13 protein-coding genes are annotated in these 15,014 nt (G+C 46.7%); 9 read left to right on the forward strand and 4 right to left on the reverse strand.

Annotated features, from left to right (window positions below; all coding sequences use genetic code 11):
- Positions 1–30: 30 nt before the first annotated feature.
- Genes ilvA through queF form a run of 3 tightly spaced genes read left to right on the forward strand, consistent with a single transcriptional unit; the run spans position 31 to position 3,313 of the window.
- On the forward strand, positions 31–1,551 hold the full coding sequence (ilvA, locus tag C2755_RS09250; RefSeq protein ID WP_215321059.1) for a threonine ammonia-lyase, biosynthetic: 1,521 nt from the start codon (positions 31–33) through the stop codon (positions 1,549–1,551).
- Positions 1,552–1,563: 12 nt separating this feature from the next.
- The gene (locus tag C2755_RS09255; RefSeq protein WP_072582710.1) at positions 1,564–2,472 is read left to right on the forward strand and encodes a 5'-nucleotidase; all 909 of its coding nucleotides are present in this window, start codon (positions 1,564–1,566) and stop codon (positions 2,470–2,472) included.
- 13 nt (positions 2,473–2,485) lie between these two features.
- Positions 2,486–3,313, forward strand: a complete 828-nt coding sequence (gene queF / locus C2755_RS09260) for an NADPH-dependent 7-cyano-7-deazaguanine reductase QueF (RefSeq protein WP_215321060.1) — start codon at positions 2,486–2,488, stop codon at positions 3,311–3,313.
- An 8-nt stretch (positions 3,314–3,321) separates the two neighbouring features.
- On the opposite strand, the gene C2755_RS09265 is transcribed toward queF, so the two are convergent.
- From C2755_RS09265 to C2755_RS09275, 3 genes are all read right to left on the reverse strand, one after another.
- The gene (locus C2755_RS09265) at positions 3,322–4,557 is read right to left on the reverse strand and encodes a hypothetical protein (RefSeq protein ID WP_215321061.1); all 1,236 of its coding nucleotides are present in this window, start codon (positions 4,555–4,557) and stop codon (positions 3,322–3,324) included.
- Positions 4,558–4,695: 138 nt separating this feature from the next.
- The gene (gene ssb / locus C2755_RS09270) at positions 4,696–5,151 is read right to left on the reverse strand and encodes a single-stranded DNA-binding protein (RefSeq protein ID WP_215321062.1); all 456 of its coding nucleotides are present in this window, start codon (positions 5,149–5,151) and stop codon (positions 4,696–4,698) included.
- Positions 5,152–5,232: 81 nt separating this feature from the next.
- Positions 5,233–6,417 (reverse strand): MFS transporter, encoded by a 1,185-nt coding sequence (locus tag C2755_RS09275; RefSeq protein ID WP_215321063.1) that lies wholly within the window; start codon positions 6,415–6,417, stop codon positions 5,233–5,235.
- A gap of 37 nt (positions 6,418–6,454) precedes the next feature.
- On the opposite strand from C2755_RS09275, the gene uvrA reads away from it, so the two are divergent.
- Positions 6,455–9,355 carry an excinuclease ABC subunit UvrA gene (gene uvrA / locus C2755_RS09280; protein WP_215321064.1) on the forward strand — a complete coding sequence of 967 codons (2,901 nt, stop codon included), beginning with the start codon at positions 6,455–6,457 and terminating at the stop codon, positions 9,353–9,355.
- A gap of 34 nt (positions 9,356–9,389) precedes the next feature.
- Here uvrA and C2755_RS09285 read toward each other — a convergent pair whose 3' ends face one another.
- On the reverse strand, positions 9,390–11,372 hold the full coding sequence (locus C2755_RS09285) for a monovalent cation:proton antiporter family protein (RefSeq protein ID WP_215321065.1): 1,983 nt from the start codon (positions 11,370–11,372) through the stop codon (positions 9,390–9,392).
- A gap of 11 nt (positions 11,373–11,383) precedes the next feature.
- On the opposite strand from C2755_RS09285, the gene C2755_RS09290 reads away from it, so the two are divergent.
- Genes C2755_RS09290 through lptB form a run of 5 tightly spaced genes read left to right on the forward strand, consistent with a single transcriptional unit; the run spans position 11,384 to position 14,951 of the window.
- Complete coding sequence (locus C2755_RS09290) at positions 11,384–12,376, forward strand: SIS domain-containing protein (RefSeq protein ID WP_215321066.1); 993 nt, start codon at positions 11,384–11,386, stop codon at positions 12,374–12,376.
- A gap of 28 nt (positions 12,377–12,404) precedes the next feature.
- On the forward strand, positions 12,405–12,977 hold the full coding sequence (locus C2755_RS09295; RefSeq protein WP_215321067.1) for an HAD family hydrolase: 573 nt from the start codon (positions 12,405–12,407) through the stop codon (positions 12,975–12,977).
- Positions 12,978–12,980: 3 nt separating this feature from the next.
- Positions 12,981–13,622: an LPS export ABC transporter periplasmic protein LptC gene (gene lptC, locus C2755_RS09300; RefSeq protein ID WP_215321068.1), complete on the forward strand. Its 642-nt coding sequence runs from the start codon at positions 12,981–12,983 to the stop codon at positions 13,620–13,622.
- 10 nt (positions 13,623–13,632) lie between these two features.
- Positions 13,633–14,187: a lipopolysaccharide transport periplasmic protein LptA gene (gene lptA / locus C2755_RS09305; RefSeq protein ID WP_251368468.1), complete on the forward strand. Its 555-nt coding sequence runs from the start codon at positions 13,633–13,635 to the stop codon at positions 14,185–14,187.
- Entirely contained in the window at positions 14,184–14,951 is a 768-nt protein-coding gene (lptB, locus tag C2755_RS09310) for an LPS export ABC transporter ATP-binding protein (protein ID WP_072582701.1), read from the forward strand. The genes lptA and lptB overlap by 4 nt, the downstream gene beginning before the upstream one ends.
- The last annotated feature ends 63 nt before the right edge of the window (positions 14,952–15,014 follow it).

Consider the following 15,014-nt stretch of genomic DNA (forward strand, 5'->3'; position numbering starts at 1 on the left):
CTTAGGAGCCATCCGTGGTACGCTCATCGGATGGCAACGAACTATTTAAAGAAAATTTTATCGGCTCGCGTCTATGACGTAGCCAGAGAAACCGAACTTCAGCTCGCCCCAGAACTGACTAAGCGTTTGGGCAACCAGGTCTTACTCAAAAGAGAAGATAACCAGCCGGTTTTCTCCTTCAAACTCCGTGGCGCCTACAACAAAATGGCCCATTTACCCCCAGAAGCCTTAAAACGCGGGGTTATTACAGCTTCCGCAGGCAATCATGCTCAGGGTGTAGCCCTATCGGCAGCCAAAATGAAGTGCAAAGCCGTCATCGTGATGCCGGTTACGACCCCTAGCGTCAAAATTGACGCAGTCAAGGCCAGAGGCGGATCCTGGGTGGAAATCATCCTTCATGGTGAATCCTATAGCGATGCCTTTAAACATTCTGAGATTCTCGGCAAAAAACGAGGCTTAACTTTTGTCCACCCTTTTGATGATCCCGATGTCATCGCAGGTCAAGGAACGATTGCCCACGAAATTTTTACCCAATACGAAAAACCCATCGATGCAATATTTGTAGCTATTGGTGGTGGTGGTTTGATTTCCGGCATTGGCGAATACATCAAAGCTGTTAGCCCTAAAACAAAAGTCATCGGCGTTCAAGCTTCTGACTCAGATGCTATGAATCAGTCACTCAAAGCAAATAAACGTATTGAGATGAAAGACGTCGGTTTGTTCTCTGATGGCACTGCTGTGAAATTGGTTGGCAAAGAAACATTCCGTATCTGCAAGAAAGTAGTAGACGAGATTGTCACTGTCGATACAGATGAAATCTGTGCAGCTATTAATGATGTGTTTACTGACACCCGCAGTATTCTTGAGCCCGCTGGCGCACTCGCTATTGCAGGCATGAAGAGGTATGTCGAGAAAAAGCGCATCAAGAAGAAAACCTTAGTGGCTGTGGCTTGCGGTGCCAACATGAACTTTAGCCGTCTCCGCTTTGTGGCTGAGAGAGCAGATGTTGGTGAGTTCCGCGAAGCCGTGTTTGCAGTCACTATTCCGGAAGAACGTGGCTCCTTTAAACGCTTCTGCGAATTACTCGGCAAACGTAACGTCACCGAATTTAACTATCGTATTGGCGATCAAAGTGAAGCCCATATTTTTGTTGGTATCAGCACACAAAAATCCGGTGATAGCGAAGCGATTGCAAAGCATTTCCGAAAAGCCAAGTTTGCAACCATTGATCTCACGCATGATGAGCTAGCAAAATCACATTTACGCCATATGGTTGGAGGGCACTCAGCGCTGGCTAAAGATGAATTGCTCTATCGCTTTGAGTTCCCAGAGCGACCAGGCGCTTTGATGAAGTTTTTAACCAGCATGGCTCCTAACTGGAATATCAGCTTGTTCCACTATCGCAATCATGGAGCTGACTATGGCCGCATTCTGATTGGTATTCAGGTGCCTAAGAATGAGCAGAAGAAATTTCAGAGTTTCTTGGCAACCTTAGGCTATCCACATTGGGATGAAACCAATAACCCTGCCTATCGCCTATTCCTGAAATAAGCCCAATCTCAAATGTCATACACACTCACTGGAAAACTCGTCGTCGCGATCTCTTCGCGCGCCCTGTTTGATTTCGAAGAAGAAAATCGCATCTTCGAATCGACCGATGACAGCGCTTATATGAAGTTGCAGTTAGAGCGCCTCAGTGAGGCCGCTCAAAAAGGGGTGGCATTCCCCTTGGTCAAGAAACTCCTCGCTTTTAATGATGAAGGTGAGCAACGTGTCGAAGTAGTCATTCTTTCTCGCAACGATCCAGTCAGTGGTCTGCGTGTATTCCGCTCTGCCGAACATCATGGCCTCCATCTTGAGCGTGGCGTATTTACCAGAGGTAGACCTCCGTATCATTATTTGCGCTCTCTACATGCCAATCTCTTCTTGTCTGCAAATGAAGATGATGTGCGAGCAACGATTGATGCAGGCTTTCCTGCCGCTCGTGTGTATCCAGAGTCCAGCAAAACCGCTGAGTCTCATCCTAATGAAATCCGTATTGCATTTGACGGAGACGCCGTCCTTTTTTCTGATGAAGCCGAACAAGTCTTCCAAAAAAAAGGTCTTGAAGCCTTTGTTGACCACGAAAGCAAGAAGGTCGATATTCCCTTGCCTCCCGGCCCATTCAAGCCCTTACTAGAGGCCTTACATAGACTGCAACGCTCCACTAGTGAAAACGGTATGCGCATTCGTACCGCATTAGTTACAGCACGCTCTGCACCCGCCCATGAACGAGCCATTCGCACACTGATGGCTTGGGGTATTGATGTAGATGAAGCAATGTTCTTAGGCGGCCTCTCGAAGAGCGAGTTTTTGCGAGAATTCGAACCAGACTTTTTCTTTGATGATCAAACCGGTCACTGCCAGTCAGCTGCGTCTGTAGCACCAACGGGCCACGTGGTATCTGGCGTATCAAATAAACCTAAGAAGTAAGTGAAATACTGTAATGGCAACCTTACCCCTCGGACAATCAACGCAATACCCAGATCAATATGATCCGAGTGTGCTGTTTCCCATCCCCAGATCTGAGAACAGAAAGAAGTTGGGCCTTAAAGAAGATCAAGCCCTACCCTTTGTTGGTGTTGATCTATGGAACGCCTTTGAGCTGAGCTGGCTTAATCAAAAAGGTAAACCGCAGATTGCTTTGGCGGAGTTTCAGATTCCTGCAGACTCACCGAACATGATTGAGTCTAAATCTTTCAAGCTTTATCTCAACAGCCTTAACAGCGCACGCTTTGAAGATGAGAATGAAGTTAAAGAGCGCCTCATTACAGATTTATCTGCAGTTGCTGGCAGCAAGATCACCACCCGCATTAACCCAACAGAAGTGGTCTCTAAAAAGGGAATGCGAGAAATGGGTGGCATTTTGATGGATCGGCTCGATATTGAGATTGATCCAAACCTACCAGCAGACCCAAGCCTACTGGGTGTTAATGAATCCTTTGGCCCTATTGAACAATGCTTGGTTTCGCATCTATTGAAATCCAACTGTCCCGTTACTGGCCAGCCAGACTGGGCGAGCGTACAGATTCGTTATCAAGGACGTCCAATTTTGGAAGAGGGTTTATTACGCTACCTCATTGGCTTTAGGCAGTTGGGTGAGTTCCACGAGCATTGCGTGGAAACCATCTTTACTGATATCAAGCATCAGTGCAAACCAGAGAAACTTTCTGTCTATGCGCGCTACACAAGACGCGGCGGTTTAGATATCAATCCATTCCGTACTGACTACAACTCCCCTTGGCCAGAAAATATTCGACACGCACGTCAATAAGTCAAAACTTAAGGCGTCGTAGTCTGGATGCTTACTTGTGCGGGCTTGCCATATATCTTTTCCAGATTTGTATGAATACTTGGGGCCTGAGAAAAGCAGCTATTTACTAAAGCTGGGTTCAAGTACCAGCCTACATAGCCTTTTGCCTCATCAATAAATGACTTCATCACAATTGCACTGTCAACGTCATCAAGACCTGCTGACTTCAATTTCGATAAGGCAATGGAGCAGGCGCGAGTGAGATCGGCCCCCTCCACTTTTGTCACTTGCTGCAAAAGACTTGGCGCTGAACTATTTAAGAGTTGCATAAAGTTTTGACTAGAACCAGGCACCTGGAAATTTAAAATATAGTCTGAAGACAGGTTTTCACGGCTAGCCAAATCCTCAATGTTTGCCACTGTTGGATAGAAGATACTTCTAAAGTATTGAACTTCTAACTTTACTGTGAACATTAATTGCTTATCTGCTTTAGGATCTTTTTGTAGTTGCTGAATTTGTTTATCCGTCAGACTACTTACGCTTTGATCAACCTTATATACAGGGATTTGCACTGCGCTAATTCCTCGACGCAACTCTGACCAGCTAAATGTCACGGGCACTTTTGCATCAATCATTCCCTGCAAAAGGCTATTGGCTTTCTTCTGGGTATCGCTCATCACTGAATTACCAATGGTTGCTGAAATACCCCCAATCGCCGCTGCTGATCCACCTGTGGCAACCATTGCTGCGGCGCCAAGAAGTAATTTTGCAGAACCTACAAAGTCTTGATTTGAATCATTCGAGCTTCTGACATTCAGGACCAAAGATAGATTTCCTGGATTAAATACTGAGTAAGCACCAAGACTGGTGATTGGCACTATCTGCAATGGTGTAGTGCTCAGAGAAGAGCACTCAGAGCCGCTATCCCTGCCATCAAAAGTCCCAATTGGAATGTCTACTTTATCAAGCTTGCTCTTAAACCCATAGGTAACAACCGATAGAACAAGCTGAGTTTTATCCGATCCCCAGAAACTACGACTAGCCATCTGCGTGCATGTATTAACTGGAATCACTTCAGAAGTAATTGTTAGGTAGCCGTCATTGCCCCGTCCTTCTTGCAACCATTCGGGAGAGTCTCCTTTAACAAAGGAAGGGTTCATATCCGGAAAGAAGAAGGGTGCACCATAAGACAAGCTAGGTATGATGGCCGCAAGCACTACCGCGCATAGTAAAAAGACTAACTGCCTTATTCCTCTGATATTCATATGGGCATTTTAAGGTCAATAGTGAATGTCAGATTTACATACACCCAAGAATCCCGATCACATAAAAGAAAACCCCAATAACTAATTGGGGTTTTCCTGGTTTTTAGTAAAAACTACTTACTAGGCATTCCGAAGTTATTAAAACGGAATATCGTCGTCCATTGCGCCTAATGATGCAGCGTTTGATGCTGCTGGGGCAGACTGCTCAGCCGGCTTTGAGCGGCTATAGCTCTCGCCACCATCACCACTTCCACCTACTGGCTTGCCACCAAGCATTTGCATTGTTTCTGCAACGATCTCTGTGGAATACTTTTCTTGGCCACTAGCGTCAGTCCATTTGCGTGTGCGCAAACGACCTTCAACATAAACCTGCGAACCTTTTTTGAGGTACTGACCAGCGATTTCTGCAAGCTTGCCAAAGAATGCAACACGGTGCCATTCTGTGGTTTCTTTCATTTCGTTAGTTTGTTTGTCTTTGTAGCGATCAGATGTTGCTACTGAGATGTTTGTAACTGCGTCGCCACTTGGCATATAACGCGTCTCTGGATCACGTCCTACGTTACCTACGATGATGACCTTATTTACCGAAGCCATGTTGTCTCCCGAAGAAAAATACTACTGTTATTACTGCTAAAAAATAAACTGCTCGCTTTAATATAATCAATGAAGCTGCGGTTATGTCGTTGTGCTTACATCCTTGGAACCTGATGCTCTCGTTGGCATTTCACCCATCGACCAAGCAATTATAAGCCAGCAAACGAGGAGTGCTGCACCCATGGCAAAGACCGATAAATCACCGTGGCTATCCATCAAATAACCCCCAATGACCGCCCCTGAAAACAAGCCAATGGATTGCGTAGTGTTGTAAACACCTAATGCAGTGCCCTTGGATTCTTTAGCAAAACGAGACACCAAAGAAGGTTGTAAGGCCTCGAGTAGATTGAAGCCTACAAAATACACTAGTAGCGCAATTGCAATCGTCATGACTGAATTGGCTTGCGTAAAAATCAATTCTGCAACCAGCAATAAAACAATCGCAACTAACAAAATGGTTCTTAACTTCTGCTTCTTTTCACCATAGATAATGGCGGGTGCCATGAAGACAAATGACAGTAGTACTACAGGAAGATAAATTTCCCAGTGTGAAGAAAGTGGCAATCCCGCCTGCACCAAGAGTCTAGGAACCACCAAGAACATCGCAACTTGAGTTGCATGTAATACAAATACACCGAGATTCAAGCGCATCAAGTCCGGACGAAAGAAAACTTCTTTCAATGAAGCTTGTTGCACTTTCGCTTCAGGCTTACTCGTTGGCAAAACGTAATAAGTCACAAACATCGCAATCACACCCAACACTGCCAGAACGATAAAAATTCCGCTCAGACTAATCGCTCGATAAATCGGGGCGGCAATCACTAAAGACAAAGCAAACGAGAGGGCAATACTGCCACCTACCAATGCCATAGCTCGAGTGCGAACCTGCTCGCGAGTCAAATCCGCTACCCATGCAGAAATCGCCGCTGAGACGGCCCCAGCCCCCATAATCCCGCGGCCAATCGCAATCCAAAGCAAATCATCTTTGGCGGCACAAATTAAAGCTCCAGCCACAAACAGGGATAGACCCCATAAAACAACGGGTTTACGCCCAATTCGGTCCGATAAACGGCCTAAAGGGATGTAAAAACAGGCCTGAACAATATTAAAGATTCCGAGAGTCAAGCCGACCCAAAGTGCGTGCTCACCACCCGGCAAGCCACGCGCATGGAGGCTAAAGATGGGCAGTAGCAAGAATAGGCCCAGCATACGGAGGCCAAATATGCCTGCTAAGGCCAGAGTGGAGCGAAGTTCAGAAGGATTCATGGGAAAGAGCTATATTAACAAGTTACGCTAAAAAATCATGAATAACGAAATCAAGATCCGCGGTGCCCGCACCCACAACCTCAAAAACATCAATCTAGACATCCCTAGAGAGAAACTCGTCGTCCTTACTGGCTTATCTGGCTCAGGCAAAAGCTCATTGGCTTTTGACACGCTGTATGCAGAAGGTCAACGCCGCTACGTGGAATCTCTCTCAGCTTATGCCCGCCAGTTTTTGCAACTCATGGAAAAGCCAGATGTCGATACGATTGAAGGGCTTTCACCAGCGATTTCGATTGAACAAAAAGCCACCAGCCATAACCCTCGCTCCACCGTGGGTACCGTTACTGAAATTCATGATTACTTGCGTTTGTTATTTGCCCGCGCAGGCACGCCCCATTGTCCAGACCACGATCTACCTTTAGAAGCACAAAGCGTTTCTCAAATGGTCGATACCGTACTCTCAATGCCTGAAGATACGAAGTTGATGATTTTGGCTCCAGTAGTGAGCGAACGCAAAGGTGAATTCGTTGACCTCTTTCAAGACCTGCAGGCACAAGGCTTTGTGCGCTTTCGTGTGCGCTCTGGTGGTGGTACAGCAAACGTAGCAAAAGCCGAGATTTTTGAAGTGGATCAATTACCAGCGCTCAAAAAGAATGATAAGCATTCGATTGAAGTAGTGGTTGACCGCATCAAGGTACGTCCCGATATTCAGCAACGTTTGGCAGAATCTTTTGAGACAGCCCTACGTTTGGCGGATGGCAAAGCCATGATCGTCGATATGGATACTGGCAAAGAGATGATTTTCTCCAGCAAGTTTGCTTGCCCAGTTTGCTCATACTCTTTACAAGAATTAGAGCCGCGTCTCTTCTCTTTTAATAACCCGATGGGCGCCTGCCCTTCCTGTGATGGCCTGGGTCACCAGTCTTTCTTTGACCCAAAGCGCATCGTTGCGCATCCTGATTTGTCACTCGCCTCTGGTGCCATTAAGGGGTGGGATCGCCGCAATCAGTTCTACTTCAAACTACTTCAAACCCTAGCTAAGCATGGCGGCTTTGATGTGGAGAAGCCATTTGAGACGCTGAACAAAAAGCAGCAAGATCTGATTCTCTTGGGCTCTGGCGATGTCACTATTCCTTTCGAATACATCAACGAGCGTGGCAAGAACAGCATTCGTGAACATGCCTTCGAAGGCATTGTTGCCAACTTTGAAAGACGCTATCGCGAAACCGATTCCATGACAGTTCGTGAAGAACTATCGCGCTATCAAAATGTTCAAACTTGTCCTGAATGTAATGGCAGCCGTTTACGCAAAGAAGCTCGCTTTGTCAAAGTGGGTGAGAAGAAACAATCTCGTGCGATATACGAGATCAGCGCCCTACCACTAAAAGAAGCAAAAGAATATTTCGAGACCCTTGAGCTCAAGGGTGCCAAACGAGAAATCGCTGACAAGATTGTTAAAGAGATTGGCGCACGTCTACGCTTCTTAAATGATGTAGGCCTAGACTACCTTTCACTCGAGCGTAGTGCCGACACTCTTTCTGGCGGTGAAGCCCAACGTATTCGCCTAGCAAGCCAGATTGGCTCTGGCTTAACGGGGGTGATGTATGTATTGGACGAACCTTCAATTGGCCTGCATCAACGCGATAACGATCGCCTGATTGGCACCCTGAAGCACCTGCGAGATTTAGGTAATAGCGTTTTAGTCGTTGAACATGATGAGGATATGATTCGCGCCTCTGACTGGGTTATTGATATCGGTCCTGGTGCTGGTGTTCATGGTGGCGAAGTGGTCGCTCAAGGCACGCCAGCAGAAGTTGAAGCCAACCCAAATTCCTTAACTGGTGCTTACCTTGCCGGCCGTGAAGCAATCGCGGTTCCAGAAAAACGGATTCCGGTAAATGATCGCTTTTTAGAAATCATTGGTGCGCGCGGCAATAACTTGCAATCTGTTCATGCAAAAATTCCCGTTGGCTTGTTAACTTGCGTTACTGGTGTATCAGGCTCTGGTAAATCCACCTTAATTAACGACACCTTGCATCATGCAGTTGCTCAGCACCTCTATGGTTCTAATGCAGAGCCTGCGGCGCACGATGCAATTAAGGGTTTAGAACATTTTGATAAAGTCATTAGCGTTGACCAATCTCCTATTGGTAGAACTCCGCGCTCCAACCCCGCCACCTACACGGGACTATTTACCCCAATTAGAGAACTCTTCGCAGGCGTTCCTGCATCACGTGAACGGGGCTATGAAGCGGGTCGCTTCTCCTTTAACGTTAAAGGTGGGCGCTGTGATTCTTGTGAAGGCGATGGCGTTCTTAAAGTAGAGATGCACTTCTTGCCTGACGTGTATGTTCCCTGCGATGTTTGTCATGGAAAGCGTTACAACCGTGAAACTTTAGATATTCGCTACAAGAGCAAGAATATTCATGAAGTGCTCTCGATGACTATCGAACAGGCCCATGAGTTTTTTGAAGCGGTGCCCGTTGTTAAGCGCAAACTCAAAACATTGCTAGACGTAGGTCTGGGCTACGTGAAGCTTGGACAAAGCGCAACCACCTTATCTGGCGGTGAAGCACAACGCGTAAAACTTTCTCTTGAACTCTCCAAGCGTGACACCGGCAGAACCTTATATATTTTGGACGAGCCAACTACTGGTTTGCATTTCCACGATATTCAATTATTGCTAACTGTGATTCAAACACTGAAGAAGCAAGGCAACACGATTGTCATCATTGAGCACAACCTTGATGTGATTAAGACTGCGGATTGGATTATTGACTTAGGGCCTAAGGGCGGCGCCGGTGGCGGGCAAATCATTGCCACCGGGACACCAGAAGACGTAGCTAAAAATGAATTGAGTTTTACAGGTCACTACTTAGCGCCATTGCTAACTCGTAAAGCGCCTACTCCTGTAGCCGGTAAAAAGAAAAGTAAGTAAAGCAATAATAGTGCGCAGCGCTATTAGATTGATCTCAGAGTAATTTAGCTTCAGCCAAATCGGTTGCCTCTGAATTGCCTGAGATCACCAAAATGTCATTAGCCTCAAGCTTGAGATCGGGAGTAGGATCCAACTTCACATAATCTGCGTTTCGACCTTTGCGACGCACTGCCTGAATATTGACGCCCTCTTTCTCCAGATCAAGCTCGCCTAAAGTTTTACTAATCGCTTTTGAATTGGGTAACAGGGTAATGGCATGTAAACGCCAAGATTCATTGGAGCCAAAGTCATCGTCCGCAGAGCCGCGGAAGTAGCCCCTCAACAAACTATAACGCTCTTCCCTTGCTGTTGTGATGCGTCGCACTACCTTACGCATTGGCACACCCATGATCAATAGAACATGGGAGGCAATCATTAAGCTACCCTCAATTAACTCGGGTACCACTTCGGTAGCACCCGCAGCCTGCAACTTGGCGATATCCGCATCATCTCTAGTGCGCACCAATACCGTCATACCAGGACGTAAGCGCTCTACCTGACGCAACACTCGCATACTTGCTGCTGTATCGGCATAAGTAATGACAACTGCTTTTGCTCTTGCAAGACCTGCGGCTACTAAATAGTTTTCACGACTTGCATCGCCATAAACTACATTGTCGCCAGCAGCCGCAGCTTCTTTAACGCGATCAGGATCTAAATCCAAGGCAATGTATGGAATTTTTTCTTGATCAAGCATGCGCGCCAAACTTTGGCCTGAGCGACCAAAACCACAAATGACCACGTGGTTTTCATTACGAACACTTTTAGAGGCGACACGAGTTAATGCAAGCGATTGCAACAACCATTCGTTACTGGAGAAACGCATCGCAATGCGATCGCTATATTCAATGAGGAACGGCGCACAGAACATGGAGATCAGCATCGCTGCCAATACTGCTTGGCTCAAAATGGGATCAATTAAATCTAAGCCATCAATTTGATTCAACAACACAAAGCCGAATTCACCCGCCTGAGCTAAGCACAGTCCGGTTCTAATCGAGATTCCAGGACTAGAGCCAAAGCCCCGTGATAACAAAGCAATAAGAGCAAACTTGAAGATGAGCGGACCAACCAGTAAAACCAAAACCAACAACCACTGCTCACGAATCACGTTGAAATCCAGCAACATGCCAATCGTCACAAAGAAGAGGCCGAGTAAAACATCGCGAAACGGCTTGATATCCTCTTCCACTTGATGGCGATAAGGCGTTTCAGAAATCAACATGCCAGCCAAGAACGCACCAAGCGCCAGCGACAAGCCAAAGTGCTCAGTAAGCGCTGCCATACCCAAAACAATCAACAACAGATTGAGCATGAACAACTCTTGTGAGCGCAACTTAGCAACCAACTTAAACCAATGACTCATCAAGCTTTGGCCAATAAAGAAAATTAACACCAAAGCAACGGTAATTTTGATTGAGGCCGCAGTGAGCGCAACAAATAAATCCGATGGATTTTTTCCAAGTGATGGCAATAAGATCAACAGGAAGACCACGGCCAAATCCTGGAATAACAAAATACCCACGACATTGCGACCATGCTCTGTCTCTAATTCAGCGCGATCAGAAATCAATTTGGTCACAATTGCGGTGGATGACATTGCCAGCGCACCACCCAAAGCGATCGCAGCATGCCATGAGATGGGATAAATCCAATTCATTAGCAAACTGGCGGGGATTGCTAAAAGCATTGTCAAAATGACTTGGCTGCCACCAAGACCAAATACGATCGATCGCATTGCCCTTAATTTATGCAGGTTAAATTCCAAACCAATCGAGAACATCAAGAAAACCACGCCAAATTCAGCCAAATACTTCACTGTGGCTGAATCATTCGCCAAGCCCAAGGCATTAGGCCCAATCAGCACGCCAATGGCCAAATAGCCCAAAATGGGGGGTAAGCCAAAATAGCGGAAAATAACCACTCCGGCCACACCCGAGGCCAGGAGAATGAGGGTTAATTGAAGGACTGACGGCATATACTTACTCGATGATAGCTAAGACTCGTGAACGTACACTAAAGCTTGCGCGCGACACCCTCACTATTGAGGCTGCTGCACTGCAAACTATGCGTGATCGCCTTGAGGGCGCCAATGCTGATGCCCTCGTCCTGGCGGTTGAACTTTTACATGACTGCAAAGGCAGAATCGTCGTTTCTGGAATCGGCAAATCGGGCCATATTGCTCGCAAAATTGCCGCTACTTTTGCTTCCACAGGCTCCCCTGCATTTTTTGTTCACCCCGCTGAAGCCAGCCATGGTGACTTAGGCATGGTTACTAGAGATGATGTTTTTGTCGCACTTTCTAATTCCGGCGAGACCGATGAGCTTTTGACTATCGTGCCAATCGTGAAACGCACTGGCGCAAAACTCATTGCCCTCACTGGCGCTCCAAATTCCTCCCTTGCCAAATTGGCAGACGCGCATTTAGATACCAGTGTTGAAAAAGAGGCTTGCCCTTTAAATCTAGCGCCCACTACCAGCACTACTGCAGCACTAGCCATGGGCGATGCACTTGCTGTCGCCTTACTAGATGCACGCGGCTTTGAAGCTGAAGACTTTATTCGCTCACATCCCGGCGGCAGACTAGGTCGTAAGCAATTGATGCATGTCAGTGAAGTAATGCGCAGCCTTGCAGACACACCAAAAATCTCCATTGATGCATCACTACAAGATGCCTTGTTAGAGATGACCTCAAAGCGTATGGGTATGGTGGTAATCCTAGATGCCAACAAAAAAGTATTTGGCATATTGACTGATGGCGACTTGCGTCGCCTTCTAGAAAAAACTACTGACCTGAGCGGCATCAAACTCGAGAGTGCAACCACTGCCGATCCTCGCACCATTCCAGCAGAGTTACTTGCTGAAGAAGCGATCGAGATGATGGAGAAACATCGCATCAATCATTTAGTGGTAACAGATAACCAAGGCCATTTATTAGGCGCATTAAATCTACATGATTTATTTGCAGCCAAAGTCATTTAACCTCCATTAGTAATCGAGTTTCCCTTTCATGCCCAGCGCTTTCAATACTCACAAGACCAACCCTCTAACTCAATATCCACAAGCATGGGAGCGTGCAGGCAAAGTGAAGCTTTTGGTATTGGATGTTGATGGCGTATTAACAAATGGGCAAGTATGGATTGGCGCCGATGGAAAAGAATCGTTAAAAGCCTTTGATATTCAAGATGGTTTAGGCATCAAATTATTAGAGCAATGCGGTATTCCGACTGCCATCATTACCGGCAGAAACTCCAAAATGGTTTTGGCGCGCTGCGAAGAGCTTGGCATTAAACATGTTCACATGGGTGTTGAAAACAAAGCTATTGCCCTGAAAGAAGTTCTTCAATCTCTGGGGCTGACTGCGGCTGACTGCGCTGTTATGGGTGACGATTGGCCAGACATGCAAATGATGAAAAATGCAGGCTTTCGTATTTGCCCAGCACAAGGTCACGAAGCTGTTCAAGAATTTTCCCACTTGGTGACGACACGCAATGGCGGTAATAGTGCAGTGCGTGAAGTATGTGACCTGATTCTCAAAGCCCAGAATCGCTACGAAGAATTACTTCTTAAGGCTCGTAGCTAAGCAATGCAGTTAAAGCCTCAGCAAATTAAGGTCGGCATCGGGCGCGCTTTGTTGCGCCTACTACCCTTGATATTAATGGGAGTACTCACGCTGGCAACTTTTTGGCTGGTCCAAAAAAATACTCCACCAGAAAAATCCCCCCTAGAACGCGTGCGTCTGCATGAGCCTGACTACACCATCAAAGAAGGTGCACTATCTGCCCTAAATGAATTAGGCAATACCAAATACCGAGTGTTGGGCGTTAAAGTCACTCACTATGATGACGATGCTTCTATCGATATTCTGACGCCGCGCATGCGCCTATTCCAAGCTGAGAAAGCGCCTGTAACTGTAAAGTCGGATACAGGACATCTCGACGGCGACCTCACCATCCTAGATTTATACGATAACGCTAGCATCTTTCGCCCAGCTCAAGAGGCGACTGCATCACAGCCAGCTACCTTAAGAATGTTGGCTAGCTCAAGCTATTTCAAAGTGCTTATTAACGATGACATTATTGAAACCGATCGTCCAATTACCCTTGAGCAAGGAATGTCGATCCTGAACTCCACTGAAGGTGGTGTGTTTAACAACATCGAACAAAGTATGGTGCTCAGCGGCCAAGTTAAAGGACGTATTGAGCGCGCCCCACGGAACCACCAATAAAATGATGTCGATGAAAATATTATTGGTTCGGCTTGTGCTCCTGAGCTTTGGGCTCTCCCTTGCATCTTTGTCGTTCGCAGAAAAAGCAGACCAAGATAAACCCGTCATTCTGGAAGCGGAAAAAGTTTCTGTAAACGACGTTAAGCAAATCTATGACCTCAACGGTCAGGTGCTACTGATCAAAGGCAGCATTATTGTTACTGGTGAGGATGGCCACATTGAAGTCGATCCCCAGGGTTATGAGTTTGTCGATGTCGTGGGTACTCCAGAAGCGGTTGCGAGCTTTAGACAACGTCGCGAAGGCCTTGCAGATGAATTCATGCAAGGACGCGGCGCCCAGGTTACCTATGACGCCAAGACAGAATTTCTGACGTTGACAGGCGATGCCAGCTTGAAGCGCTTGCTCAATATGCAAATGCTCGATCAATTAAAGGGCTGGAAAATTGAGTACGATGATGTAAAGCAGTACTATCATGTCACGCCCCCTAAAGATGCAAAACCGGATGATCTGCCCTTAGCAAGAGCCATCCTTTCACCAAGACGAAAAGCAACCCTAGAGAAATGACAGCGGATTTAGCCCACATCGATAATGCGCCCACACTAAGCGCCCATAATCTACAAAAACGGTATGGCTCAAGAACCGTGGTTCGTGATGTATCCGTACAAGTCAGATGCGGTGAAGTGGTAGGACTACTAGGCCCAAATGGAGCAGGCAAAACAACTTCGTTCTACATGATTGTTGGACTAGTCCCACTCGATGGTGGAAATATCGTTTTAGATGGCGCAGATATTACGCATTTACCGATTCATGAACGTGCTCGAATGGGTCTCTCCTATCTACCACAAGAAGCCTCTGTATTTAGAAAGCTCAACGTAGCTGAAAATATTCAGGCAGTCTTAGAGCTTCAAGCTCAAGGTGGCAAACCCCTGACTAAGGCTGAAATTGCCAACCGCCTAGATGAGCTCTTGGGTGAACTCCAAATTAGTCATCTGCGCAATAACCCAGCCCTCTCTCTATCGGGTGGTGAACGTAGACGGGTAGAAATTGCGAGAGCACTAGCTTCCCAGCCAAAATTTATCTTGCTAGATGAACCCTTTGCCGGTGTTGACCCTATCGCCGTTGGGGAAATCCAGCGCATTGTTCGCTTCCTACGGGACCGCCAAATTGGGGTACTAATTACCGACCACAACGTCCGCGAAACCCTAGGTATCTGTGACCACGCCTACATCATCAGCGAAGGTAGCGTATTGGCAGAAGGCAAGCCTGATCAGATTATTCAGAACGATGCCGTCCGCAGAGTCTATCTGGGCGAAAACTTCCGGATGTAGGCCAGACGAGGCTTCCCGCTTTTAAAGCAATAATAATTTCACTTCCCTCTTGGTTTTCAGCAA

This window comes from Polynucleobacter sp. MWH-S4W17 (genome assembly GCF_018687535.1).
GTDB lineage: Bacteria > Pseudomonadota > Gammaproteobacteria > Burkholderiales > Burkholderiaceae > Polynucleobacter.

What these genes read in the sequence shown, in the direction of transcription:
- ilvA (WP_215321059.1), top strand. Translation starts at nt 31, where the DNA reads ATGGCAACGAACTATTTAAAGAAAATTTTATCGGCTCGCGTCTATGAC.
- C2755_RS09255 (WP_072582710.1), top strand. Translation starts at nt 1,564, where the DNA reads ATGTCATACACACTCACTGGAAAACTCGTCGTCGCGATCTCTTCGCGC.
- queF (WP_215321060.1), top strand. Translation starts at nt 2,486, where the DNA reads ATGGCAACCTTACCCCTCGGACAATCAACGCAATACCCAGATCAATAT.
- C2755_RS09265 (WP_215321061.1), bottom strand. Translation starts at nt 4,557, where the DNA reads ATGAATATCAGAGGAATAAGGCAGTTAGTCTTTTTACTATGCGCGGTA.
- ssb (WP_215321062.1), bottom strand. Translation starts at nt 5,151, where the DNA reads ATGGCTTCGGTAAATAAGGTCATCATCGTAGGTAACGTAGGACGTGAT.
- C2755_RS09275 (WP_215321063.1), bottom strand. Translation starts at nt 6,417, where the DNA reads ATGAATCCTTCTGAACTTCGCTCCACTCTGGCCTTAGCAGGCATATTT.
- uvrA (WP_215321064.1), top strand. Translation starts at nt 6,455, where the DNA reads ATGAATAACGAAATCAAGATCCGCGGTGCCCGCACCCACAACCTCAAA.
- C2755_RS09285 (WP_215321065.1), bottom strand. Translation starts at nt 11,372, where the DNA reads ATGCCGTCAGTCCTTCAATTAACCCTCATTCTCCTGGCCTCGGGTGTG.
- C2755_RS09290 (WP_215321066.1), top strand. Translation starts at nt 11,384, where the DNA reads ATGATAGCTAAGACTCGTGAACGTACACTAAAGCTTGCGCGCGACACC.
- C2755_RS09295 (WP_215321067.1), top strand. Translation starts at nt 12,405, where the DNA reads ATGCCCAGCGCTTTCAATACTCACAAGACCAACCCTCTAACTCAATAT.
- lptC (WP_215321068.1), top strand. Translation starts at nt 12,981, where the DNA reads ATGCAGTTAAAGCCTCAGCAAATTAAGGTCGGCATCGGGCGCGCTTTG.
- lptA (WP_251368468.1), top strand. Translation starts at nt 13,633, where the DNA reads ATGAAAATATTATTGGTTCGGCTTGTGCTCCTGAGCTTTGGGCTCTCC.
- lptB (WP_072582701.1), top strand. Translation starts at nt 14,184, where the DNA reads ATGACAGCGGATTTAGCCCACATCGATAATGCGCCCACACTAAGCGCC.